Origin of the sequence: Mycolicibacterium frederiksbergense (genome assembly GCF_012223425.1) — a bacterium.
In the GTDB taxonomy this organism is placed as follows: Bacteria; Actinomycetota; Actinomycetes; order Mycobacteriales; family Mycobacteriaceae; genus Mycobacterium; species Mycobacterium frederiksbergense.
In genome coordinates this window covers 5,461,868-5,485,287 of record NZ_CP038799.1, presented here as the reverse complement: position 1 = coordinate 5,485,287, position 23,420 = coordinate 5,461,868, and the positions used below count along the sequence as shown (strand labels likewise).

Sequence of the window (23,420 nt, the reverse complement as noted above, 5' to 3'; positions counted from 1 at the left end):
CCATGGCTCTCACCTTCGCCGACGTCGCCAAGGCCGACTACGTTCTGCTCACCACGTTCACCAAGGACGGCCGGCCGAAGCCGACCGCCATCTGGGCCGTCCCCGACGGTGACCGGCTGCTGGCCATCACACAGGCGAAAGCCTGGAAGGTCAAGCGCATTCGCAACACCCCGCGCGTCACAGTCGCCGTCTGCGATCGCAGCGGTAACCCCAAGAGCGAGGCAGTGGATGCCGTGGCGGCCATCCTGGAGCAGTCCGAGGTCGCCCGGGTCTACGACGGGATCGGCAAGCGCTACGGACTGATCGGCAAGGTCTTCAATCTGTTCTCGAAGTTGCGCGGCGGCATGAAGAACAACCTTGCGCTGGAGCTGCGTGCGGCCGCATAGATGAGCCATCCCGCGGGATCCCCGACAGCGGGCCGCCACCAGGACATCGGACGCTTGCTGCTGCGCTGCCCGGACCGCTCCGGAATCGTCGCCGCGGTGTCGACGTTCCTGACCGCCGCCGGCGCCAACATCATCTCCCTGGACCAGCACTCGACCCAGCCCGAAGGTGGAGTCTTTCTGCAGCGCACGGTCTTTCACCTGCCCGGCTTGGCGGCCGCGAGCACCGAACTGGAACGGGAGTTCGCCGCGCGCGTCGCGCCGGAATTCGAGATCGACTACCGGTTCACCGACGCCGCCAAGCCGAAGCGCGTCGCGATCCTGGCGTCGCGGGCCGATCACTGCCTACTGGATCTGCTGTGGCGCAACCGCCGTGGCGAACTGGACATGTCGGTGGTCATGGTGATCGCCAACCATCCGGATCTGGCAGATCAGGTGCGCCCGTTCGGCGTTCCCTTCGTGCACATCCCGGCCACCAGGGAGACCCGCGCCGAAGCCGAGGCGCGCCAGCTCGAACTGCTGCGCGGCAACGTCGACCTGGTGGTGCTGGCCAGGTACATGCAGATCGTCACCCCCGACTTCCTGGCCGCCGTCGGCGCCCCGCTGATCAACATCCACCATTCGTTCCTGCCCGCCTTCATCGGTGCCAACACCTATCGGCGGGCCAGGGAGCGTGGCGTCAAGCTGGTCGGGGCGACGGCGCACTACGTCACCGAGAACCTCGACGAGGGCCCGATCATCGAACAGGACGTGGTCCGCATCGACCACACCCACACCGTCGAGGACCTGGTGCGCCTGGGCGCCGATGTCGAACGCGCGGTGCTGTCCCGGGCGGTGCTGTGGCACTGCCAGGATCGCGTCGTCCAGCACGACAATGAGGCCGTTGTCTTCTGAGCAGATCGTCATTTGACGTGGTGAACTGGTGCCATGTCACCGACGTTCGATGATGTCTATCGCGAGAAGTACCTGCTGCTGACCACCTTCACCAAGGACGGGCGGCCCAAGCCGACCCCGGTATGGGGCGTGCCGCACGAGGGCAAGTTGTTGATCAGCACCGATGACGGTTCCTGGAAGACCAAGCGGATCAACAACACCCCGCGGGTCACCATCCAGAAGTGCGGTGTGCTGGGAAAGGTCAAGGGCGAGCCCGTCGAAGCTGTCGCCCGCAATCTGCCGAAATCCGAGACCCGGCGAGTCTTCGACATGGTGACCCGGCGCTACTGGTGGCACGCCTGGTGGTGGATACCGCAGGCACTGATCCGCGGCGGGGTGGACAAGGTGCACGCCGCGATAGAAATCGAAGCGGTCGAGTCGCACCGGTAGGAACCCAAACGGTGCCTCGCGCGTTGTCCTCACATGGTTAAGCGGTTGTTCCTGGTGTACCTGCTGGTCGAGCTGGCGGTGCTGGTCGCCCTGGTTTCGACCATCGGGTTCGGCTGGACCGTGCTGGCGGTGCTGGGAACCTTCCTGGTCGGTCTGGCGCTGGCGGGCCGACAGCTCACCCGGCACCTGGCGCGCCTGCAGTCGGCGCTGAACTCGCGTACGTCCTCCGACGAGCTGGCCTCCGACAGCGCCCTGGTGGCGCTCGGTGCCGTGCTGGTCTTCATCCCGGGCGTGGCCAGTTCGGTGCTGGGCGCGCTGCTGCTGATGCCGCCCACCCGGCGCATCGCCCGGCCCGTCGCGACGGCCGTGATCGGCAGGAGTCTCGCGAAGGCCACCCCGCTGGTGATGACCTACCCGGCCGGTCAGCCCGGGTACCGGCGGCCCACGCGGACCGACTACGTCGAGGGTGAGGTGATCGACGTGGTCGATGTCGAGCACACCACCGAACCGACCTCAGTGGAGCACCGCACCATCACCCCCGATTAACCTGTCACCTTCGTGACGACTCTGCTGATCAACGGACGGGTACACAGCCCGGCCGCCCCCGACGCCACGGCCATCGCCTTCAGCGACGGCCCCGACGGCGCGGTGGTGTGGCTGGGTGCCGACGACACCGCCCGTGCGGAGTTCCCCGGTGCCGACACCATCGATCTGGCCGGCGGGTTCGTGGCCCCGGCGTTCGTGGACAGCCACGTGCATCTGACCGCCACCGGGCTCAGCCTCACCGGCCTGGATCTGCGCGATGCGACCTCCCGCGAGCACTGTCTGGCGCTGGTCTCCGAGCATGCCCGACGTCATCCCACCGGCATCGTGTGGGGGTCGGGCTGGGACGAGTCGGCGTGGCCGGACCGGACTCCGCCGAGCACCGCCGACCTGGACGGGGTGCTGGGCGCCAGAGCGGCCTACCTGAGCCGGATCGACGTGCACTCCGCCGCCGCGTCGAGCGCGCTGCGGGCGGCCGCGGGCGGTATCGCCGACGCCGACGGGTTCGATCCGCAGCGACCGCTGACCGCCGAGGCGCACCATCGGGCGCGCGCGGCCGCGCGCGAGTTGCTGACGCCGGATCAGCGACGCGCAGCCCAACTCGCCGCGCTGGACGCGGCGGCGGGCCACGGCATCGCCGCGGTGCACGAATGCGGCGGGCCCGATATCGGCGGCCTGGACGACTGGCATGCGCTGCACGCACTGGAGCACGGCGTGCAGGTCACCGGCTACTGGGGCGAGGCCGTCCAGAGCGCTGCCCAGGCCCGCGACCTGATGGCCGCGACCGGCGCCGCGGGCCTGGCGGGGGATCTGTTCGTCGACGGTGCGCTGGGGTCACACACCGCCTGGCTGCACGAGCCCTACTCCGACGCCGCCCACACCTGCGGCAACACCTACCTGGACACCGATGCGATCGCCGCGCATCTGCACGCCTGCACCGAGGCCGGGATCACCGCGGGATTCCACGTCATCGGTGATGCCGCCGTCACCGCCGTCACCGATGCGTTGCGGCGCGTCGTCGAGCACTTCGGCGGCCCCGCGGTCGCGCGCTGCGGGCATCGCCTGGAGCATCTGGAGATGGTGACCGCCGAACAGGCCACCAGCCTGGGCAGCTGGGGCGTGATCGGCAGCGTGCAGCCCAACTTCGACGCCTACTGGGGTGGGCCGGACGGGATGTATGCCCAGCGTCTCGGGGTTTCCCGAGCGGCAACGCTCAATCCGTTTGCGCTGTTAGCATCCCAAGGCGTGCCCCTCGCCTTCGGCTCCGACAGTCCGGTCACCGGGCTCAACCCGTGGGCGACCGTGCGGGCGGCGATCCGGCACCGCACCCCGGGCAGCGGTGTGTCGGCCCGGGCGGCGTTCTCCGCGGCGACCCGCGGCGCCTGGCGGGCCGGCGGCGTGCGTGACGGCGTCACCGGCACCCTGGTGCCCGGCGCACCCGCCTCCTACGCCATCTGGGAGGCCGGTGATCTCGAGGTCAGCACCCCCGCGTCCGACACCGCGGCCCGCTGGTCCACCGATCCGCGCTCGCGGGTGCCCGCGTTGCCGCAGCTGGACGATGCGGCGGATTTCCCGCGCTGCCTGCGAACCGTTCACCGCGGCACGGTGCTTCATGGCTGACGCCGATACCGCCGATACCGTCGACGACGCCCCTGCCGGCGCCGCGGACGCCGCGGCTCCCGGCCGCGGCGCCCGGATCGCCGCCTGGCGTGCACTGCGCGGGCGGCTGATCCGGCTGGCCGCCTCGGTGATCGGCGGTGTCCTGTTGTATCTCAGCTTCCCCCGGTGGGCTGGTGGTGGGCGGCGTTCCCGTCGCTGGCCCTGCTCGGTTGGGTGCTCACCCGCAGACAGACCACCCGGGCGGGCGGATTCGGCTACGGCCTGCTGTTCGGGCTGGCCTTCTACCTGCCGTTGATCCCGTGGGTGGGGCTGTTCGTCGGGACCGGGCCCTGGCTGGCACTGTCGCTGCTGCAGGCGCTGTTCCCGGCCCTGTTTGGGCTGCTCGCCGTCACCGTGCGCGGGTTGCCGGGCTGGCCGCTCTGGTTCGCCTCGGAGTGGGCGGTGCAGGAGTGGCTGAAATCGAGTGTGCCGTTCGGCGGCTTCCCGTGGGGTGTCGTCGCCTTCGGGCAGGCCGAGGGGCCGCTGCTGCCGCTCGCACAGCTCGGGGGCGCCCCGCTGGTATCGGTCGCGGTGGCGCTGGTCGGGTTCAGTCTGACCGCGCTGAGCCTGGAGATCGTGATGTGGTGGCGGCGCAGCCACCCGAGCGCCGAGGGCTCCGATGCCGCCCGGCCGGAGGCGGTGCTGCCGGGTGTGATCATCTGCGTGGTGCTGCTGGCCACCGCGCTCGTGTGGCCGGGTGTGCGGCAGGCCGGCGCGGGGGCAGGCGAGCACCCGTCGGTGACGGTGGCCGCGGTGCAGGGCAACGTGCCGCGGCTGGGGCTGGATTTCAACGCGCAGCGCCGCGCCGTGCTCGACAACCACGTCGCCCAGACCCTGAAACTGGCCGAGGACGTCCGGGCCGGTCGCGCGCCGCAACCGATGGTGGTGATCTGGCCGGAGAACTCCTCCGATATCGACCCGCTGCGCAATACCGACGCCGCCGCGCAGATCTCGGCGGCCGCGCGCGCCATCCGGGCCCCGATCCTGGTGGGCACGGTGCTGGCAGCCCCCGGCTACACCCGAGACTCCCCGGTGGCGACGAACACGGTGCTGGTGTGGGATCCCGAAACCGGCCCGCAGGACCGGCACGACAAGCGGATCATCCAGCCGTTCGGTGAGTACCTGCCCTGGCGGGACTTCTTCCGCAAGTTCTCGTCCTACGCCGACCGGGCCGGCTATTTCCTGCCCGGTGACGGCACCGGCGTCGTGCAGGCCGCCGGCATCCCGATCGGCATCGCCACCTGCTGGGAGGTGATTTTCGACCGGGCCGTCCGCGACTCCGTTCGGGGTGGCGCCCAGCTGCTCGCGGTTCCGGCCAACAACGCCACGTTCGACGCGGCCATGAGCGCCCAGCAGTTGGCGTTCGCCCGGTTGCGGGCCGTCGAGCACGACCGGTACGTAGTGGTGTCCGGGACCACCGGGATCAGCGCCGTGGTCGCCCCCGATGGTTATGCGCTGGCCACCACGGAGTTTTTCGAACCGGCCTACCTCGACATTGCGGTGCGGCTGAAATCGAACATCACCTTCGCCACCGACTGGGGTCCCACCGTGCAATGGGTGCTGGTCGGACTCGGCGTTGCTGCTGTGATCGCCGCCATGCTGCACAATGGGAAGCTCGTGCGCAGACGGCGAGACTCTGCGGTGCGCGCCCCGGTCGGCCCGCAGCGCAGGGCCTCCGGACAAGATTCGCCCGAAGCGGGCAGTGAGGACGAGAGAACAGCATGAGCGATCTGATGGCGCCCAGCCGACGCACGCTGGTGATCATCCCCACCTACAACGAGCGGGAAAATCTACCGCTGATCGTAAGGCGGGTTCATGCAGCTCAGCCGGACGTGCACATCCTCGTCGTCGACGACGGCAGCCCGGACGGCACCGGTGGGCTGGCCGATGAGCTCTCGCTCGCCGATCCGGACCGCATCCATGTCATGCACCGGGTCAGCAAGGACGGGCTCGGAGCAGCGTATCTGGCCGGTTTCGCCTGGGGTCTGAGCCGCGAGTACACCGTCCTGGTCGAGATGGATGCCGACGGCAGTCACGCCCCGGAGGAACTGGGCCGGCTGCTGTCGGCCGTCGACGGTGGCGCCGATCTGGCGATCGGGTCGCGCTATGTGCCCGGTGGCACGGTGCGCAACTGGCCATGGCGCAGGCTGGCGCTGTCCCGGACGGCGAACACCTATTCCCGGGTGCTGCTGGGCGTCGGCATCAACGACATCACGGCCGGCTACCGCGCGTATCGCCGCGAGGTGCTGGAGAAGATCGACCTGTCCGCGGTGGATTCGAAGGGCTACTGCTTCCAGATCGACCTGACCTGGCGGGCCATCAACGCCGGTTTCACCGTCGTCGAGGTGCCCATCACGTTCTCCGAACGGGAACTGGGCGTCTCCAAGATGAGCGGGTCGAACATCCGCGAGGCAATGTTCAAGGTCGCCGAGTGGGGGATGCGCGGACGGCTGGATCGCGCCCGGGGCGTCAGCGGCAGGCCGGCCTCCCTCTAACGACCGCGAGCGTGCGCGTCCGCGGCCGGCACACCGGGTGCCGGCGCGCGATCACGCACGCTCGTGTGGTTCGGGTCGGGCGGCGTCAGCCGCGGCGACGGGTCTTGATGATGTCGAGGCGCTCCTTGAGCAGCTCTTCGAGCTCCTCCACCGAACGCCGCTCCAGCAGCATGTCCCAGTGCGTCCGCGGCGGCTTGACCTTCTTGGGCTCGGGGACATCGCCGTCGATCAGCGTGCCCTCCATACCGTTGCGGCAGGGCCAGGTACCGGGGATCTCGGCATCGTCGGCGAACGGAACCTCGAACTCTTCACCGTTGTCGGTGCGGTAGCGCGCCACCTGGCGTGGCGCCAGGTCGTGGTTACGGTCGGTCTCGTAGCTCACGGCGCCGAGCCGGCTGCCCCTCAGAACACGATCAGCCATCGTCCACTCTCCTCAATCACGCGCGATTTCGTCCGGAGGATCAACGCGGCGGACCCGCGCGAAGTTCCCGACTCAATCCACCAGGATACGGCAGAAGCTGGGCACCTCGGGTGTGGCGGTCTACAGTCGGCGCGTGAGATCCGCAACGCCTGGTACATCCGCTGCGCGAAGGCGCAATCGGCCCCAGCCGTGCCGCTGGTGCGGCCGCGAAGTTCCCGATGCGGGCATGGGCCGACGGCGCCAGTACTGCAAGCAATCCTGCCGCCAGCGCGCCTACGAACAGCGCGCGCAGGTCAAGGGCACCTCGGTGGCGCCCGATGCGGTGGTGCTCACTGCCGATGAGGCCGCCGACCTCTCCGATCGCATCTACCAGGTCCGGTGTGCGGCCGAGGACGTCGTCACCGCCGCCGACGAAGGAGTCGTCGGCACCGAGCTGCGTGAGCTGTGTGAGGTGCTGTTACAGGCGGCGAAGGCCGCCGACGGCTGGCGTTGACGCACCACCGTCCGCCCTAACAGGACAGCCGGACGCCGATTCCGGGCGGTGCCTCCACCGCGGCGAGGCACCCGAACCCGTCGACGCCGTCGGCACTCAGCCGGACCGCGGCGCGTTGGGCGTAGTTGACACACAGCACCGCGTCGGTGTCGGCGCGGCAGCGGAAATCGCCGAATGCCAGCGACGACCCGTCCGCGAGCGCCGCACCATCGCCCTCGACGAAGGGGCCAGGATCTCCGTGCTGAGATCCGATATCCACGCTGGAGCCGTCGAAGTCGACCCAGTTGCCCTTCCAGACGGTGAACACGTCGGGGGGCCGCGGCGGCGGATCGGTGAGGTGCACCAGGCAGGCCAACAGCCCGTCCCGGTACTTCGGTGTGCTGATGCAGCTCACGGTCTCGGTGGTGAAGGCGATACCGCCGTCGAGCGTGGTGGTCACCCCGTCGCGGGTGAGCGACCCGAAGTCCGCGGGCACGGCCGGCGCACCGTCCTCGATCCGGGAGATGACCTCACCGATCTCGGCGTCGGGTGCGATGGCTCCGGACGGTTGCGCGGCGCGCGATGTACTGCCGGGGGCCGCCGAAGCGCTGCTCGTGGCGCTCGAGGACGGCACCGACAGCGGGGTGCGGGCGGTGGAACTCTCCGAATCCAGGGTCTGCGAACAGCCTGCCACCAGCGCAGACGTCATCAGCAACAGCACCAACCGCATTCGGCCAGGGTAGCGGGCGCGCCCCGGCGCGGCGAACCGCCGGATCTTCGCTAACGTCGGCCCCATGCACGAACACACCGTCCGGGTTCGTATCAACACCGGAACCATCGAGGGCTTCACCCGCAACGGCGTGCACCGCTGGCGCTCGATCCCGTATGCCAAGCCGCCGGTGGGCGCGCTGCGCTACCGCGCACCCGTTGCGGCCGAACCGTGGCCAGGGGTGCGCTATTGCCACGGGTTCACCTACTGCGCCCCGCAACAGAAGATGTACACCCTGCTCGGCGTGGGCAGATACCAGCCGATGAGCGAGGACTGCCTGACGCTCAACGTGGTGGCACCCGAGGAACCGGACACCGAGGGACCGCTCCCGGTGATGTTCTTCATCCACGGCGGCGGTTACATCATGGGCAGTTCGGCGACACCGATCTATGACGGGGTCGCGCTGGCCCGGCGCGGATGCGTCTACGTCTCGGTGAACTACCGGTTGGGTGCGCTGGGCTGTCTGGATCTCTCCGCGCTGTCCACGCCCGAGCATCCGATCGACGGCAACCTGTACCTGGCCGACCTGGTGCTGGCGCTGCGCTGGGTGCGAGAGAACATTGCGGTGTTCGGTGGCGACCCCGAGAACGTGACGATCTTCGGTGAGAGTGCCGGGGCACATGCGGTTGCCACCCTGATGGCCGTTCCCGACGCCAAAGGGCTCTTTGCGCAAGCGATCTCGGAGAGTCCCGCCAGCGGCATGGTCCGCTCCGCCGAGGCCGCCCCGGTGTTCGCCGAGCAGTTCGCCGGCCTGCTGGGGGCGTCGATGTCCGACGGCGCGGCGGCCGTGATGTCGGCACGCCCCGGCGAGTTGGTCACCGCCCTGGACAAGCTCATCGCGCGCGGCGGTCGGGACATGCCGGGCGCCTTCCCTGCCGGCCCCACCAGCGGCACCGAGCTGCTGCCCGAGGATCCGTTGCACGCCATGCGGACCGGCACCGCGCACCGGGTGCCGCTCATCGTGGGCACCAACGCCGACGAGGGCAAGTTGTTCACCCGGTTCATGCAGCTGCTGCCGATGACCGAGCAGACCATCGAGATGCTGCTGGCAGATTCCGACACCGGCACCCGGGACCGCATCGTGTCGGCCTACCCGGGCTATCCGAGCAAACAGGCCTGCATCCGACTGGGTGGCGACTTCGCATTCGGCACGGCGGCATGGGATATCGCCGAGGCGCACCAAGCGCACGCCCCGACGTACTTCTATCGTTACGACTACGCCCCGCGCATCCTGAACTGGTCCGGTATGGGCGCCACCCACGCCACCGAACTGCTCGCGGTGTTCGGCATCTACCGGACCCGGCTCGGCGCGCTGCTCACCGCCGGCGGGGACCGCGCCTCGGCGAAGCGGGTCAGCCGGGAAATACAAGCCAGATGGGGTGAATTCAGCCGCACCGGTAGCCCCGGCGAGAGTTGGCCGCGGTATGACGAGACCATGCGCGCCGTGCTGGTGTTCGACCGCCGGACCCGGCTTGAGTACGACCCGAACGCGGACCGTCGGCGTGCCTGGGAAGGTTTCACACTGGCCGCGCGATAGCGGTTAGGAGCAACTGGCTGCGCCGCCGCGCCGGGTGTGGTTGTTTGGTCCGATGACGCACCCGCTGGACCCGCTGGGCCACGACGAATTCACCGCTGTCGCTGAGATCCTGGGCCGCGAACACGGCGTCGCGGCGGGCTGGCGATACGCGTCCATCGAGATGGCGGAGCCGGGCAAGGCCGAACTCGCGGCCTTCGAGAACGGCGGGCCGGTCCCGGCCCGAAGGGCCGTTGTCGTGTGCTTCGAGCGGTCCGCCAATGCGACCTACAAGAGTGTGGTGTCGCTGACCGAGGGCCGGGTCGAGTCGTTCGAGCATGTGCCCGGCGTGCAGCCGAACTTCACCGTCGACGAGTTCCTCGAGTGTGACCAGATGCTGCGCCGCCACCCCGACTTCCTCGCCGCCCTGGCCGGTCGCGGTATCACCGACATCGACCTGGTGTTCGTCGACACCTGGACCTACGGGGACGCCGTCATCCCCGACGAGTTCCGCGGCCGGCGGCTGGGTTGGTCGGACACCTGGCTCAAGGACGGGCCGGGGATGAATCCGTATGCACACCTGGTCAGCGGACTGCACTGCGTGATCGACCTCAACACCATGGAGTTGCTGCGTGTCGAGGACACGGTCAACGTCGAAACCCCGGACGTGATGGGCGAATACACGCCGCGGCACATCCCGGAGCACATCCGCGCAGGCTCACGCCGGGAACCGCTCAAACCGCTGCACATCACCCAGCCCGAGGGTCCGTCTTTCACCCTGGACGGCAACCTGTTGCGCTGGCAGAACTGGTCGCTGCGGGTGGGTTTCAACTATCGCGAGGGCATGACCCTGCACACCGTGCGGTACCAGGACGGTGACCGGGACCGCTCGATCGCGCACCGGATGTCGTTCGCAGAGATGGTGGTGCCCTACCGCGACTCCTCGGTGGACCACTACCGCCGCACCGCGTTCGACATCGGGGAGTGGGGACTGGGTTTCATGACGCAGTCCCTGGAACTCGGTTGTGACTGCCTCGGCGAGATCCGCTATCTCGATGCCGTGCTGCACAACAGCAAGGGCGAGCCGTACACCATCACCAACGCGATCTGCATCCACGAGGAGGACGCCGCCGTCCTCTGGAAGCACGTCGACCATGACACCGGCGCCGAGGTGCGCCGGATCCGCAGGCTCACACTGTCATTCCATGTCACGGTCGCCAACTACGAGTACCTGGTCTACTGGCGCCTCTACCAGGACGGCAACATCGAGTGCGAGGTGCGCGCCACCGGCATCATGGTCACCACACCGCTGGCGGCCGGGCAGCCGAACCCCAACGGCACGCTTGTCGACGAACGCACCTACGCCCCCTTCCACCAGCACTTCCTGGTGGCACGGCTCGACCTCGACGTCGACGGCCCCGACAACACCGTCTACATGTCGGAGTCCTACGCCGAGCCGACCGGACCGGACAATCCGTACGGGCTGTCGCTGGTGACCCGCAATGTCGCGCTGCGTACCGAGGACGAGGGCAGACAGGATGTCGACTTCGCCACCCAGCGCGGGTGGAAGGTGGTCAACACCAACGTCGTCAACGGCCTGGGCACCCACCCGTCCTACAAGCTGGTACCCACCGGGGCGCTGCCCGCGATGTTCGACGCGCAGTCCCCGGTGTTGCGGCGCGCCAACGTCATCGGGCACGCGCTGTGGGTGACACCGAATCACCCCGGCGAGCGCTGGCCGGCCGGGGAATTCGTCAACCAGTCGGTAGCTGACACCGGCCTCGGCGAATGGACAAAGGCCAACCGTTCGATCGACAACACCGACGTGGTGCTCTGGTATGTCTTCGGCATCCACCACATCACCCGGCCCGAGGACTGGCCGGTGATGCCGGTGGATGTGGTGTCGTTCTGGCTGAAGCCGTTCGGTTTCTTCGACCGCAACCCGGCACTGGATGTGGCGGAAAGCCCCGGGGAATGCCATAAGAGTTGACACCCGTCATGTGTGATCGGGGCCACTGCTAGGTTCACATCCGTGCAGAGCCAACTCATCGAGCGTCCCACCGATCTGACCGACGAATGGCTCACGGCGGTGCTGGGCGCCGGTGCCGTGACCGGTCACGAATTCGAACGCATCGGCACCGGGCAGATGAGCGAGTGTTATCGGGTGACACTGACCTATGCCGACGGCGACACCGGCCCGGCGACCGTGGTGCTCAAGGTCGCCGCCGCCGACCCGAACAGCCGCCAGACCGGTCTCGCGCTGGGTCTCTACGAGCGCGAGGTGCGGTTCTACGCCGAGATCGCGGGAGCGTTGGCAGGGGGCGAGCGAAGCGACGGGGAATCGTCAGCGCCGTTCGCGCCCTGCTTTCACCACGCCTATGACGCCACGACCGGCGCGTTCGACCTGCTGCTGGGCGACGCGGCGCCCGCGGAGGTGGGTGACGAGATCCGCGGCGCCACAAGTGAACAGGCGTTTCTGGCACTGACCCAGCTCGGACGGGTGCACGGCCCCTTGCTCGGCGACGAGGGACTCGCGGAGGCGGCCTGGCTCAACCGCGAGGCCCCGGTCAGCCAGGCATTGCTGGGCGGACTGTGGGCCGGATTCGCCGACCGGTTCGGTGATCGGATCGCCCCGGCGCACCGACTGGTGTGCGAACGCCTGGTGGATTCCTTCGACGCGTATCTGGCCCAGGAGGCCGCCGCGCTGCAGGGGCTCGTCCACGGCGACTACCGGTTGGACAACATGCTGTTCGGTACGGACGGCGCGGAACGGCCTCTGACCGTGGTGGACTGGCAGACCGTCACCCGCGGACCTGCGTTCACCGACGTCGCGTATTTCATCGGGTGCGCGCTGCCCGACGAGGTGCGGCGCGCCCACTACGACGCGCTGCTTGGCGCTTATCACGAGGCGCTCGGCGACACATCACGGCTGTCGTACGACGATGTCAGGGCAGGAGTGCGGCGGCAGAGCTTCTTCGGCGTGATGATGGCGATCGTGTCCTCCATGCTCGTCGCGCAGACCGAGCGCGGCGATGAGATGTTCATGACGATGCTGGCGCGCCATTGCGCTCATGTGCTCGACACCGATGCCCTGGCGGTGCTGCCTGTTGCCGCGGCGCCCGCAGCGTTGACGCCCAACGCCGCCGACGAGGGCCCGCATGCGCCCACCGATGAGGAGTTGTGGAACGAGAGCTGGTACTTCGATTTCGTCGATACCGCACAGGGTCTGGGCGGCTGGGTGCGCCTGGGCCTGATGCCGAACCAGGGCATCTCCTGGATCAACGCGTTGCTGTGCGGCCCCGGCATGCCAACGGTGGCGGTCACCGACTTTCGGGCCGCGCTGCCCGCCGACCCGGCCCGGGTGCGTACCGGGCAGATCGATCTCGGGTTGTCCGCAACGGCGCCGTTGCAGCGCTACCGGGTGACGCTGCGGGCCCAGGGCGAGGCGTACGACGACCCGGCCGGGTTGCTGCGCGGGGAATCCGGACGACCGGTCGAGGTGGGCCTGGACCTGGAGTTCCGCTCGGTCAGCACGCCCTACCTGTACCGGATCACGCCGCGCTACGAGATCGCCTGCACGGTATCGGGTACCGCGACCGTCGACGGTCAGCAGTATCCGTTGAACGCCGTTCCCGGACAGCGGGACCATTCCTGGGGTGTGCGTGACTGGTGGGGCATGGACTGGACGTGGAGCGCCCTGCACCTCGAGGACGGCACCCACCTGCACGGGGTGGACATCCGGATACCCGGGATGGCGCCGATCGGCATCGGCTACTCGCAGCGCGAAGGCGAGGCGCTCATCGAACTCGAAAGCGTCTCCGCCAAGCACACTCTGGGCCAGGACGAGCTGCCGTTGACGGCCACCTTGACGTTGCAACCGGGGGATACCGAACTGACCGTCGACATCAAGGGCCACGCGCCGGTGTTGCTCACCGCAGCCGACGGACGGGTCGCCCAATTCCCGCGCGCCTGGGCGACGGTCACGACCGCCGACGGCCGCAAGGGCGTCGGTTGGCTGGAGTGGAACCGCAACCTCTGACCCGCCGCGTGCCAGACTGGCGCGGGTGATGGTGCTCAAATCCATGGTGCTGTTCCTGCTCGCCGCGGTGCTGGAGATCGGCGGTGCCTGGCTTGTGTGGCAGGGGGTGCGCGAGCACCGCGGCTGGCTGTTCGTCGGGGCGGGTGTGATCGCGCTCGGCGCCTACGGTTTCGTGGCCGCATTCCAGCCCGATGCGAACTTCGGCCGGGTACTGGCCGCCTACGGCGGGGTGTTCGTCGCCGGGTCGCTGGTCTGGGGCATGGTCGCCGACGGGTTCCGGCCGGACCGCTGGGACATCTCGGGTGCGCTGGTGTGTCTGCTCGGGGTGGGCCTGATCATGTACGCGCCGCGCTGAATCAGAGGTGGTCATTGCCGAGATCGCCGCGGTCCAGCCCCATCGGGGTCGCCGCCGGAACATCGCCTGCCGCGACCACCAGCCGGGTCAGCGGCGTGAGCACACCGAACAGAGTGGCCAGATCCGCGTCGTCGAGCACGTCGAACGCCGACAGCGCCAGCCGGTCGGTGGTCTCCTCGATCTGGGCCTTCAGTGCGGCGCCGGCCGGGGTGAGCGTGCCGGCACCGTCGAGCAGGCCGCGGTCGGCCAGTTCTGCGACATGGTGTTGCCACTGCTGCTCGTCGTAATCGCGGCTGCGCATGATCATCTCGCGGGGCACCCGGTCCGCGGCGGCATGCAGGACATTCGACTGGCGCCCGCTGATCCCGAACACATTGAGCGCTGCGATGTGGCCGTCACCGCGCTGCTCCCGCAACAGCGTTGTGGCGTGCCACAGTCGGGCCAACGGCTCCTGCGGCCACGGCAACGCCAGATTCGCCGCGAACAGTGGCCGACCCTCCGACGCCGCGTTGCGCGCCGCGGTGGACAGCAGATCCGCTGCCGTGGCGACCGCATCGGGATCGGTGCATCCGTAGCGGCGCAGCGCGGCCACCGCAGCATCCTTGCGGGCCTGCAGCACCGTCGCCGGCGCGGCGATCTCCCAGGCGGCGGGCAGCGCCTTGGCTACCCGCTGCGGCGCGAAATTGCCGAACACCGCCGTGACCACCTCGGGTGCCACCGGCCCCAGCGGCGCCGACCGGGCAGCGAAATAGCCCATCCAGAATCCGCGGAAACCGAGCCCGTCAAGGGCGGCTCGTGATTCCGGGGCGAAGTACGTGACGGCGTGGACAGGCTCCAGCCGATCGAACAGGCGCCGCGCGACGGTCGTTGGTCTGCTCACCCCGACAGTCAATCAAACAGCGACCGTGCGCCTTCAGTGCCCTCGGTGAGATCAGCGCTTGACGACCTGGGTGCCGCCGGCCATTTCGTCGTGCTTGCCCTGTTTGGTGGTACTGCTGTTGATGGTGACCGCGATGACGAGGATCGCGATGACACCCAGCAAGCCGCCGACGAAGGGGACAATCGGCAGCAGCGTGAACGCATTCCGGATCGCCGACTGCTGCAGCGTCGGCTTCGCGGCACCGGCCGGGCCATGGACACTCAGGCCCAGCAGCTTCTTTCCCGGTGTCCATCCCTGGGTCGTCTCGAACGCAATGAAGTAGACGAAGGTCAGCGCACCGGTGAACAGGCCGGTGACCCAGACGTTGGACAACGAGTCGGTGACGAACGCCAGGAAGAACGCGACGATCGCGATGACGATGCCGTCGATGATGCGGGCCAGCCAGCGGGGGAGAAGTCCGCCCGGTTGCCCACTGGGCGTCGGGTACATGCCGGGCTGAGGATCGAATCCACCTGTGGTCATGCCTGCAGAACCTACTCGCCCGGGCGATATCGGCAAGTGATGAACCCCGTCCGGATCCCCGCGGTGCACGGCGCTCTACTCCGAGCGCACCGCGACACCTCGAATGACGGTATCGCGGGAGTGGGTGAGTGCTCGATCGATGCCGAGCTCACGCAGAATGTTCTCCGGAATCCACTGCACACCGATGACACCGCGAGACAGCATCTCGGCGTTGGGGCTGTCCACCCGGATCTCCCCGGACCGGATGCCCTCGGAGAGCATCGTCTTCATCTGCCGCACCCGCGTCGAGAACGACCAGCCGGGGTCGGCCACATCGGGCGGGGTCTGCCGCATCCATGCGAGCTGGATGCGGAACTCGTCCGGGAACTGTTCCAGGGCATTGATATTGAGCCAGCTCAGCGCATCCAGCTTCTCCAGGGTTGTGGAATCGGACCGCAGCACCTCGCTCCAACCCCCGCCGACCTTTCGGCCGAAGGCCAGCATGATCGACATCAGCAGTTCGTCCTTGGAGCCGATGATCCGGTACACGGTGCCGGTGCCCATACCTGCCGCCGAGGCGATATCGCGGATCGTGGTCATCTCATAGCCGCGCCGGCCGAATTCGCCTCGGGCGACGGCCCGGACGTGGGCGGCTTTGTCGCTCGTGTCCGGCTCGGTGTTCTCCGACCAGCTCTTCACCACCTCATCGGCGGCGGCGAACGCGGCCGACCGATCCAGTTGGGCATCGGTGAGGTCGTGGCTGGCCAGCCCGTGCAGGTGAATGCGGCACAGCAGGCTCGCTACCTGATCGCTGCTGCCCTTGTACCGGATCACGTCGAGTCCGACATGCAGCATGCTCTGGCAGATCCGGTCGGCCAGCGTCGGCAGGTCCATGTCGGGTCGGATGAACCCGCTCCACCGCCCGGCCCGCAGCAGTTGCAGCATCGCGGACTGGATGCCGGCCGGACGGCGCTTGGTCAGTTCCATCAGCTCGGGATCCGAACTCGGGCCTTCGTAGAACGACATCTGCAGCGCCGCCCGGTGTGCCACCGCGCAGCGCGCAATGGCACACCCGAGGCCGGTGATCTGATCCTCGATCGGGCGCGGATCCGGGGCGTCGAGTTCACCCAGCGCCTGCTCGCCGACCAGGTCCAGTGCGGCGTGGTAGCGCCGGGTCAACTCGACCAGGATGGCTTCCTTGGATTCGAAATGGTGATACAGGCTGCCTGCGAGGATTCCGGCCGCATCGGCGATCTGCTGCAGCGAGGTGCGCAGACCCGATTCGGCGATCACGTCGTTGGCCGTCTGCAGAATCTGGATCCGCCGGGTATCGGGGGAGTCTGACGCGGAAACGGCCATCGGCTCCCTCACTGTCGCGTCCGGATCTGATCTGAACTTCCGATTCTACGACCTGGCCCTTCGCCAGCCCGGCATTACGGTCTGCAGGCCGGCTATCCCAGCGCGTTGACGCCTAGCCGTTCACACATGGCGAAGACCTCCTCGAAGATCGAGCCCGGCACGGTGAACCGATCAGTGGACGACATCTCGGGCGGGTGTGCGCAGATGTCCTCGGCCCGTGGGACGGTACCCGCCGGCGCGCCCCAGCCTTCGGAAAGGCCGACGAACACCCGCGCGAAGTGCCCGGTACCTGCGGAGCAGTTCTGATGGGACACCTCGCAGTCCCGGCCGGCGAGATAGGTGACGATCGGCACGACCGGCGCCGGGTCGACCATTTTCGGGAACCCGGTCTCCTCGAGCGCTGCCGCGTCACCCAGTGTCTCGGTCACCATGCGCGAGAACCCGAAGGGCAGAACCGAATTGGCCTTGATGTCGTGTTCGGCGCCCTCCAGGGCGATGACATTGGTCAGGCCAACCAGTCCGGTCTTGGCGGCGGCGTAGTGCGATTCCCACGGCTGGCCGAACATTCCCGCCGAGGGCCAGTCCTCGACCGGCGCCGGTGACGATGGCCACCTGCCCGGTGAAATCGATCGGATCGTTCACTGGACGGTGTCCTTTCCCCGTCGGCAGCCGGCCACCAACTCGGCACCCAGCTGTTCCAGATGGTCGTCGCTGCCGCCGAGAAACGTCGAGAATCCCAACAGCCGCCTGAGGTAGAGGTGTGCATCGTGTTCCCAGGTGTAGCCGATGCCGCCGAACACCTGGATCGCGGTGTCGCCGACGGTGGCCAGTGTGGCGCCGAATGCCTTGGCCCGGGCGGCCGCGAGCCGTCGTTCGGCACCGTCGGCGTCATCGGCGGCCCACAGCGCGCGCAGCACCCCACCGCGTCCCAGTTCGACGGTCTGGAACATGCTCACGCAGAGCTGCTGAACGGCCTGAAAGCTGCCGATGGGTTGGCCGAATTGCCTGCGGCTGACTGCGTACCCGATCGTCAGGTCGAGCAGCCGCTGCGCGGCGCCCAACGCATCGGCCGCGGCCAGCGCCAGCACGTCGTCGCGGAGGGCGGCCATCGCATCGTCGCCTGCCACACCGAGCACGCGGGCGGGCACGTCGTCGAATCGCGCCAGGAAGACCCTACTGGTGCAGTCGATGCCGGCCACCTCGGTGAGCTCGAGGTCGTCGGTGGACACCGCGTGCAGTGCCCAGCCTGCCTGCCCGCGGACCGGGATCAACGCGATGTCGGCTGCCGCGGCGTCCCGGAGCCTGCCGATCTCGCCGCGCAAGTGCACCTGGGGGCCGTTGCCGACACTCTCGGGCCCCGGTCCGGTGAGCGGTCCCACCGTCGCGATCACCGACCCGTCGGCGACACCGGACAGCAGCGCGGAGGATTCGTCTTCGAGACCGAATCGGAAGAGTGCGCGGGAGGCGGCGGCACAGGACAACCAGGGTCCGGAATTGACGGCCGCACCGAGCGCTTCGGCGGTGATGCCGGCGTCCACCATCGTCGCACCGGACCCGCCGTACTCGGGCGCCACTAGCAGACCCGTCATGCCGAGGGCGGCAAGTCCGTGCCACACCGTGTCGGTGGTGCCTCGCGGGTTGTCGAGGTGGGCACGGACGTGGTCGGTGACACCTGCTTTCTCGGCGAGGAATGCCCGCACGGTGTCGGCCAGTGCCACCTGTTCGGTGCTGTACTCGAGGTTCATCGGCGGGGCAGTCCGAGGAGGCGGGCGGTGATGTTGGTGTTGATCTGGGTGGTGCCGCCGGCGATGCTCAAGGCACGCGAAGTCAGTCTGCGCTCGGCCCATCGACCCTCGGCGCCGGCGTCGCCGAGCAGCGCATAGCCCAGCGCAGCGACATCCTGCCCGATCTCCGCCCACACCGATTTGGCCAGGCTCGCGGTGCCGAAACCGTCCTTGCCGTGCGCGGTGGCCGAGATCGAACGCTGGCAGAGCGTTTGGAGATAATTGATCCGCATCTCCAGTTCGCCGAGCCTGCGCAGCGTCGACGGGTCGTCGAGTGGGTGGCCCGCGGCGTCGAGGTCGGTGACCAGGTCGGTGAGGCGGGTCTGCATCTCGGCGTACAGCCGTGCCGCACCGGCACGTTCGTGGGACAGCGTGGTGGTCGCGACCTGCCAGCCCTGATTCAGCGAGCCGAGCAGCGCGCTCGCCGGTACCCGGACGTCGGTGAAAAAGATCTCCGCGAAGTCGGCGTCACCGTTGAGGGTGACCAGGGGACGGGCCTCGACCCCGGGCAGGGACAGGTCGACGATCAGACAGGAGATGCTTCGGTGCTTCGGTGCATCGGGGTCGGTGCGGACGTACAGCTGGCACCAGTCCGCGCGGTGGCCCAGTGATGTCCAGATCTTCTGACCGTTGACGACGAAATCTCCGCCGTCGGCGACGGCGCGGGTGCGCAGGGACGCCAGATCCGAACCCGCTTCGGGTTCCGACATGCCCTGGCACCAGATGTCATCGGCGCGCAGCATGCGGGGGAGCAGATCACGCTTCTGCTGCTCGGATCCGTAATGCATGAGTGCAGGCGCGATGTTGTTGATACCGATCACATTGAGCGGGTGCGGCACTCGCGCCCAGGTGGTCTCCTCGGCGTACACCAACTGTTCGGTGACGCCCGCGCCGCGGCCACCGTAGTCGGCGGGCCACGAGACCGCCGCCCAGCGCGCATCCGCCATCTGGGCATTCCAGCGTCGCATGATGTCGAAGGCGTCCTCGTCACGCCCGTAACACTGGGCCGCGCCGAGGATCTCGGAACTCAGATGCTCGGCCAGCCAGGCCCGCAGTTCCTTGCGGAACTGCTCGGTGTGTGGCGGGTAGGTGAAACCGAAGGATTCCAAGGGGCCTTCTTCATATCGCACATTCGTCATGTCGAACGTTGACTCGTTGTGACCCGAACTCTACGGTGGAACAGATATTTGGTCAACAAATGTGGTCCGGCACGAAATCGAGGTGCACAGCACGGTGACGACCGATGACGTTGCGCCCGACGTGCAGGTCCATGCCCTGCTTGCCTGCGCGTTGGCCGGACGTACCGTGGCGGTGCGGTCCATCCCGCCCGGGGATCCCGCCTGGACCGACGGCGTCGCGGTGTACCTGGACGCCGCGACCGATATCGCGTTCCAGCGACGGTGCCTGGCGGTTCAGGCGTCGATGCTGGCCGCCGACAGTCTGAACCCCGCGATCCTGCGCACGCTCGGTCGGCGTGCCGCACTCGCGCGGCGCTACCTCGCGATCGAAGGTCACCGCGCCCTGGCCTGCAACGAGGAGTTGCTGTCTCGCGACATCCGAGCCCTGCTGGATCCCGAGCTCGCAGCCGGCACCGATTCGGCGCAGGCATCGCTGGAGCTGGCACTGAGCCGGGTGGCGCTGCCCGAGCCACCCGCCGCCTTCGGGATCCTGCGGCCACGCAGCATGGCGACCGGTGCGAACGACCCGGGCCGGCCCGGCCGCCACCTGGCCCGCAGGGGGCACGGCAACGAGTTGCACGAACTCGTCGAGGATGCGGCCGACGATCCCGATCTCGACGCGCTGGACAACCTCACCAGCCCGGTCGGCGGCGGTGGCTCGATCGGAAAACTTCTGCAGCGCATGATGAAAAGCGTGCGCCGCCGAGGCAGCGGCGGCGGCCCGCCCGGAACGGATTCGGCCACCCGCCGGACCCGCTCCGGCACCAGGGGAGCGGCCGCCGTGCTGTCCACCACCGTCGGACCCTCCTACGACGACGATCCCGGGGCACGGGGGCGCGACGTACCCCGAATGGGACGCCAATCAGCGCCGCTATCGCGAGAACTGGTGCACGGTAGAAGAAGTCGAGGTGCCTGAGCGGGACGTCAAGCCGGCACCGAGACCCGACGTCCATGCCTTGCGCCGTCCGCTGACCAGGCTGGGCGTCGGGCTCGACCGCTGCCGGCGCCGTCCCCAGGGCGACGATATCGATATCGATGCCGCGGTGAGCAGCAGGATCGACACGCTGTCCGGCACGGCCGGTGATGCCGCCGTCTATATCGAGAGCCTGCGACGCAGCAGAGATCTCGCGGTGCTGGTGCTGCTCGACGTGTCCGGGTCGGTCAACGAGCCAGGGACAGCCGGGCGCACCGTGCACGAGCAGCAGATTCTGGCCGCGCACGCGTTGACGGTGGCGCTGCACGAACTCGGCGACCGGGTGGCGCTCTACGGATTTCGGTCCCAGGGCCGCTCGTCGGTGCAGGTGCTGCCCGTCAAACGTTTCGAGGACAACGTCGACAGCGCTGTCGCGCATCGTCTGGCGGCCCTGACCCCGGGTGCGTACTCCCGCCTCGGTGCGGCCATCCGGCACGGCACCGCGCTGATGGCTGCGAAGGCGGGCACCTCCCGGCGGTTGCTCGTCGTGCTGTCCGACGGGCTGGCCTATGACCACGGTTATGAACGCGCCTACGGTGCGGCAGATGCCCGGCGCGCCCTGGCCGAAGTGCGTCGACAGGGGACCGGCGCCGTCTGCCTGACCGTCGGGGCAGGCACCGACGCGCACGAACTGAGACGAGTGTTCGGCAGTGCCGCGCACGCCGCCATTGGACGGCCCGAACAACTCGGCGACATCATCGGACCGCTGTTCCGGTCCGCGCTGCGCTCGGCGGACCTCCGGCGCCGGGTCTCCTGACAACCCGCCCAAATGCTTGAACCAAACATCTGTTCCGCGCTACAGTGATCCAACCTGGTTGCCCGAGAGGACGATATGCATCCGGCTCAGCCGAGAACCACCACGCAACCTCGCCCGTACTACGTGTCGGTTGCCGACGAGGAACTGGTCTTCAAAGCCGCCTACCGGCAGGGACTCTCGGTGGTGCTCAAGGGCCCGACCGGCTGCGGGAAGACGCGGTTCGTCGAGGCGATGGCCCACGACCTGGGGCGTCCGCTGATCACCGTGTCGTGCCACGACGACCTGACCACCGCCGACCTGGTCGGTCGCTTCCTGCTACGCGGGGGAGAGACCGAGTGGGTGGACGGCCCACTCACCCGCGCCGTCCGCGACGGTGCGATCTGCTATCTGGACGAGGTGGTGGAGGCGCGTCAGGACACCACGGTGGTGTTGCACCCACTGGCCGATCACCGTCGCGAGCTGCCGATCGACCGGCTCGGCATCACTCTCGCCGCCGCTCCGGGCTTTTGCCTGGTGGTGTCCTACAACCCGGGCTACCAGAGTGTGCTCAAAGATCTCAAGGACTCGACCCGCCAGCGCATGGTCGCCATCGAGTTCGGTTTCCCGGCACCGGATGTCGAGGAGAAGATCCTGTCCCAGGAGGCCGGCATCGACCACCGCCGCGCTGCCGACCTGGTGCGGCTCGGGCAGGCGATCCGGCGTCTGGAGACCGGTGGTCTGCGCGAGGTCGCATCGACACGGGTGCTGATCGCAGCGGGCCGGCTCATCGCCGAGGGGCTGACGCCACAGGTCGCCGCCCGCGCCGCGATCGCCGGTCCCCTCACCGATGACTCGACGGTCACGCGCGGACTCATCGAGATGATCGACGTATACCTTCCCGCGGACGGAGATTGAACGTGAGTTACGAAAGTTCGACGGAGCCGATAAAAATCGGCTACCTGATGGATTTCAAGCTGCCCGAATCGTTCCCGCCGGAGATGAAGAAAGACTTCTTCCAGACGTTCGAGCTCGTGTTCGACGAAGCGTTGGCCGATGGCCGTATCGACCGCAAGATCGAACTGGTGTACCGCGAGGTGGAGGGTCTGCCGAAGGGGTCGGTGAAGAAGGTCATCGACGCTTACGGGGATCTCGTCGACGAGGGGTGTCTCGCGGTGTTCGGCCCACACATCACCGACAACGCGGTGCCGACCCGGGAAGCCATCGAGGAACGGTTTCGGGTACCGGCGCTGAGTGTCACCGGCAGCGATGACTGGCTGGGCGAATGGACCTTCGCTTTCCCGCAGGGCTCACTGACCGACGAACCGATCTTCTGGGCGGATCTGCTGGCCAAGGGCGGCCACACCGAGGTCGGGGTGCTCATCGAGGCGTCACTGGTCGGGGAGACCTACCTGCGGAACTTCCGGAGCGCATGCCGGCGCAAGAACATCAGGATCGTCGCGGAGGCGACCATCGCCCAGACCGCGCAGAACATCAACGAGGCCGTCGACATCGTGCACAAGGCCAAGCCGAGCGCGCTGGTGCACTGCGGCTTCGGCTTCGGCTTCGGCATCGTGTTCCTCAATGCAGTTCTCACGGAATTGGATTGGGATCCGCCCCGCTTCACGAGTACCGCTTTCCAGAACGCCTGGATCAACCCGGTGATGTGGGAGGCCTTCTCGGGCTGGACCGGTATCGATCAGTACGACGAGTCCAACCAAGTGGGACAACGGTTCCTGGACCGCTACCAGCAGGCCTACGGCAGGCGCCCGGAGTACTGCGTGCCCGTGGTCAACCATGATGTCGCCAATGCGTTGCTGCACGCTGTCATCGACGCCCATCCGCTCAGTCCGCGGGGTGTCAAGGAGGCACTCGAGCGGGTCAAGATGCTGCCCGCCGCCGCCGGTGCCCCCGGGACCCGGGTCTCGTTCGGCAACTGGACGCGGCGTGCCTGGATGGGAGCCGGCTACCTGGTGGCCCGCAGCCTGGACCCCGACGGCGTGAACTCGCATCTGGTCGACCGTTTCGGGGAAGAGTAGA

Annotated in this window: 20 protein-coding genes and 4 pseudogenes; 16 read left to right on the top strand and 8 right to left on the bottom strand. The window is 68.3% G+C overall.

Annotated features, from left to right (window positions below; translation table 11 throughout):
• Positions 1-2: 2 nt before the first annotated feature.
• From EXE63_RS29555 to EXE63_RS33365, 7 genes and pseudogenes are all read left to right on the top strand, one after another.
• Positions 3-386, top strand: coding sequence for a PPOX class F420-dependent oxidoreductase (locus EXE63_RS29555; protein WP_168144891.1), 384 nt, complete (start codon positions 3-5; stop codon positions 384-386).
• Positions 383-1,277 (top strand): annotated as a pseudogene (gene purU / locus EXE63_RS29550) (formyltetrahydrofolate deformylase). The gene EXE63_RS29555 and the pseudogene purU overlap by 4 nt, the downstream one beginning before the upstream one ends.
• A gap of 33 nt (positions 1,278-1,310) precedes the next feature.
• Positions 1,311-1,706, top strand: a complete 396-nt coding sequence (locus EXE63_RS29545; protein WP_168144889.1) for a PPOX class F420-dependent oxidoreductase — start codon at positions 1,311-1,313, stop codon at positions 1,704-1,706.
• Between the two features lie 33 nt (positions 1,707-1,739).
• On the top strand, positions 1,740-2,252 hold the full coding sequence (locus tag EXE63_RS29540) for an FxsA family protein (RefSeq protein ID WP_168144888.1): 513 nt from the start codon (positions 1,740-1,742) through the stop codon (positions 2,250-2,252).
• A gap of 12 nt (positions 2,253-2,264) precedes the next feature.
• Complete coding sequence (locus EXE63_RS29535; RefSeq protein WP_168144887.1) at positions 2,265-3,869, top strand: amidohydrolase; 1,605 nt, start codon at positions 2,265-2,267, stop codon at positions 3,867-3,869.
• A pseudogene (lnt, locus tag EXE63_RS29530) lies at positions 3,862-5,633 on the top strand (apolipoprotein N-acyltransferase). Before EXE63_RS29535 ends, lnt begins: the two are co-directional and overlap by 8 nt.
• Positions 5,630-6,403, top strand: coding sequence for a polyprenol monophosphomannose synthase (locus tag EXE63_RS33365; RefSeq protein WP_168144886.1), 774 nt, complete (start codon positions 5,630-5,632; stop codon positions 6,401-6,403). The pseudogene lnt and the gene EXE63_RS33365 overlap by 4 nt, the downstream one beginning before the upstream one ends.
• An 85-nt stretch (positions 6,404-6,488) precedes the next feature.
• Here EXE63_RS33365 and EXE63_RS29520 read toward each other — a convergent pair whose 3' ends face one another.
• Positions 6,489-6,824, bottom strand: a complete 336-nt coding sequence (locus EXE63_RS29520; protein ID WP_057165293.1) for an RNA polymerase-binding protein RbpA — start codon at positions 6,822-6,824, stop codon at positions 6,489-6,491.
• 133 nt (positions 6,825-6,957) lie between these two features.
• On the opposite strand from EXE63_RS29520, the gene EXE63_RS29515 reads away from it, so the two are divergent.
• On the top strand, positions 6,958-7,317 hold the full coding sequence (locus EXE63_RS29515) for a hypothetical protein (RefSeq protein WP_168144885.1): 360 nt from the start codon (positions 6,958-6,960) through the stop codon (positions 7,315-7,317).
• Positions 7,318-7,333: 16 nt separating this feature from the next.
• Here EXE63_RS29515 and EXE63_RS29510 read toward each other — a convergent pair whose 3' ends face one another.
• Positions 7,334-8,026 (bottom strand): hypothetical protein, encoded by a 693-nt coding sequence (locus tag EXE63_RS29510; protein WP_210000106.1) that lies wholly within the window; start codon positions 8,024-8,026, stop codon positions 7,334-7,336.
• A 64-nt stretch (positions 8,027-8,090) separates the two neighbouring features.
• On the opposite strand from EXE63_RS29510, the gene EXE63_RS29505 reads away from it, so the two are divergent.
• From EXE63_RS29505 to EXE63_RS29490, 4 genes are read left to right on the top strand one after another with little or no spacing between them, the layout of a single operon-like run.
• A complete protein-coding gene (locus EXE63_RS29505) occupies positions 8,091-9,602 on the top strand; it encodes a carboxylesterase/lipase family protein (RefSeq protein ID WP_168144884.1) in 1,512 nt (503 codons plus the stop codon).
• Between the two features lie 52 nt (positions 9,603-9,654).
• A complete protein-coding gene (locus EXE63_RS29500) occupies positions 9,655-11,568 on the top strand; it encodes a primary-amine oxidase (RefSeq protein WP_168144883.1) in 1,914 nt (637 codons plus the stop codon).
• Positions 11,569-11,610: 42 nt separating this feature from the next.
• On the top strand, positions 11,611-13,617 hold the full coding sequence (locus tag EXE63_RS29495) for a DUF7064 domain-containing protein (RefSeq protein WP_168144882.1): 2,007 nt from the start codon (positions 11,611-11,613) through the stop codon (positions 13,615-13,617).
• A gap of 28 nt (positions 13,618-13,645) precedes the next feature.
• Entirely contained in the window at positions 13,646-13,972 is a 327-nt protein-coding gene (locus EXE63_RS29490; protein ID WP_168145846.1) for a YnfA family protein, read from the top strand.
• A 1-nt stretch (position 13,973) separates the two neighbouring features.
• Here the strand turns inward: EXE63_RS29490 and EXE63_RS29485 are convergent, their stop codons facing one another.
• The 6 genes and pseudogenes from EXE63_RS29485 to EXE63_RS29460 form a co-directional block, all read right to left on the bottom strand.
• Positions 13,974-14,852, bottom strand: a complete 879-nt coding sequence (locus EXE63_RS29485) for an SCO6745 family protein (RefSeq protein ID WP_168144881.1) — start codon at positions 14,850-14,852, stop codon at positions 13,974-13,976.
• Positions 14,853-14,903: 51 nt separating this feature from the next.
• Positions 14,904-15,374 carry an RDD family protein gene (locus EXE63_RS29480; RefSeq protein ID WP_168144880.1) on the bottom strand — a complete coding sequence of 157 codons (471 nt, stop codon included), beginning with the start codon at positions 15,372-15,374 and terminating at the stop codon, positions 14,904-14,906.
• A gap of 75 nt (positions 15,375-15,449) precedes the next feature.
• Positions 15,450-16,712, bottom strand: a complete 1,263-nt coding sequence (locus EXE63_RS29475) for a TetR/AcrR family transcriptional regulator (protein WP_168144879.1) — start codon at positions 16,710-16,712, stop codon at positions 15,450-15,452.
• Between the two features lie 92 nt (positions 16,713-16,804).
• Positions 16,805-17,287: pseudogene (locus EXE63_RS29470) on the bottom strand (SDR family NAD(P)-dependent oxidoreductase); the annotation flags it as partial.
• 63 nt (positions 17,288-17,350) lie between these two features.
• The gene (locus tag EXE63_RS29465) at positions 17,351-18,457 is read right to left on the bottom strand and encodes an acyl-CoA dehydrogenase family protein (RefSeq protein ID WP_168144877.1); all 1,107 of its coding nucleotides are present in this window, start codon (positions 18,455-18,457) and stop codon (positions 17,351-17,353) included.
• Positions 18,454-19,635 (bottom strand): acyl-CoA dehydrogenase family protein, encoded by a 1,182-nt coding sequence (locus EXE63_RS29460; RefSeq protein ID WP_168144876.1) that lies wholly within the window; start codon positions 19,633-19,635, stop codon positions 18,454-18,456. The genes EXE63_RS29465 and EXE63_RS29460 overlap by 4 nt, the downstream gene beginning before the upstream one ends.
• Positions 19,636-19,729: 94 nt before the next feature.
• On the opposite strand from EXE63_RS29460, the gene EXE63_RS33545 reads away from it, so the two are divergent.
• The 4 genes and pseudogenes from EXE63_RS33545 (at position 19,730) to EXE63_RS29445 (ending at position 23,419) form a co-directional block, all read left to right on the top strand.
• Positions 19,730-20,590, top strand: a complete 861-nt coding sequence (locus EXE63_RS33545; RefSeq protein ID WP_366515303.1) for a hypothetical protein — start codon at positions 19,730-19,732, stop codon at positions 20,588-20,590.
• Positions 20,591-20,618: 28 nt separating this feature from the next.
• Positions 20,619-21,404, top strand: a pseudogene (locus EXE63_RS33540) (nitric oxide reductase activation protein NorD); the annotation flags it as partial.
• A gap of 75 nt (positions 21,405-21,479) precedes the next feature.
• Positions 21,480-22,298, top strand: a complete 819-nt coding sequence (locus tag EXE63_RS29450; protein ID WP_168144875.1) for a CbbQ/NirQ/NorQ/GpvN family protein — start codon at positions 21,480-21,482, stop codon at positions 22,296-22,298.
• A 2-nt stretch (positions 22,299-22,300) separates the two neighbouring features.
• Positions 22,301-23,419 (top strand): ABC transporter substrate-binding protein, encoded by a 1,119-nt coding sequence (locus EXE63_RS29445; RefSeq protein WP_168144874.1) that lies wholly within the window; start codon positions 22,301-22,303, stop codon positions 23,417-23,419.
• The last annotated feature ends 1 nt before the right edge of the window (position 23,420 follow it).

Coding starts and splice junctions, on each gene's coding strand:
- EXE63_RS29475 (WP_168144879.1), bottom strand. CDS start 16,712: ATGGCCGTTTCCGCGTCAGACTCCCCCGATACCCGGCGGATCCAGATT.
- EXE63_RS29480 (WP_168144880.1), bottom strand. CDS start 15,374: ATGACCACAGGTGGATTCGATCCTCAGCCCGGCATGTACCCGACGCCC.
- EXE63_RS29450 (WP_168144875.1), top strand. CDS start 21,480: ATGCATCCGGCTCAGCCGAGAACCACCACGCAACCTCGCCCGTACTAC.
- EXE63_RS29505 (WP_168144884.1), top strand. CDS start 8,091: ATGCACGAACACACCGTCCGGGTTCGTATCAACACCGGAACCATCGAG.
- EXE63_RS29520 (WP_057165293.1), bottom strand. CDS start 6,824: ATGGCTGATCGTGTTCTGAGGGGCAGCCGGCTCGGCGCCGTGAGCTAC.
- EXE63_RS29510 (WP_210000106.1), bottom strand. CDS start 8,026: ATGCGGTTGGTGCTGTTGCTGATGACGTCTGCGCTGGTGGCAGGCTGT.
- EXE63_RS29460 (WP_168144876.1), bottom strand. CDS start 19,635: ATGACGAATGTGCGATATGAAGAAGGCCCCTTGGAATCCTTCGGTTTC.
- EXE63_RS29500 (WP_168144883.1), top strand. CDS start 9,655: ATGACGCACCCGCTGGACCCGCTGGGCCACGACGAATTCACCGCTGTC.
- EXE63_RS29545 (WP_168144889.1), top strand. CDS start 1,311: ATGTCACCGACGTTCGATGATGTCTATCGCGAGAAGTACCTGCTGCTG.
- EXE63_RS29490 (WP_168145846.1), top strand. CDS start 13,646: ATGGTGCTCAAATCCATGGTGCTGTTCCTGCTCGCCGCGGTGCTGGAG.
- EXE63_RS33365 (WP_168144886.1), top strand. CDS start 5,630: ATGAGCGATCTGATGGCGCCCAGCCGACGCACGCTGGTGATCATCCCC.
- EXE63_RS29540 (WP_168144888.1), top strand. CDS start 1,740: ATGGTTAAGCGGTTGTTCCTGGTGTACCTGCTGGTCGAGCTGGCGGTG.
- EXE63_RS29465 (WP_168144877.1), bottom strand. CDS start 18,457: ATGAACCTCGAGTACAGCACCGAACAGGTGGCACTGGCCGACACCGTG.
- EXE63_RS29555 (WP_168144891.1), top strand. CDS start 3: ATGGCTCTCACCTTCGCCGACGTCGCCAAGGCCGACTACGTTCTGCTC.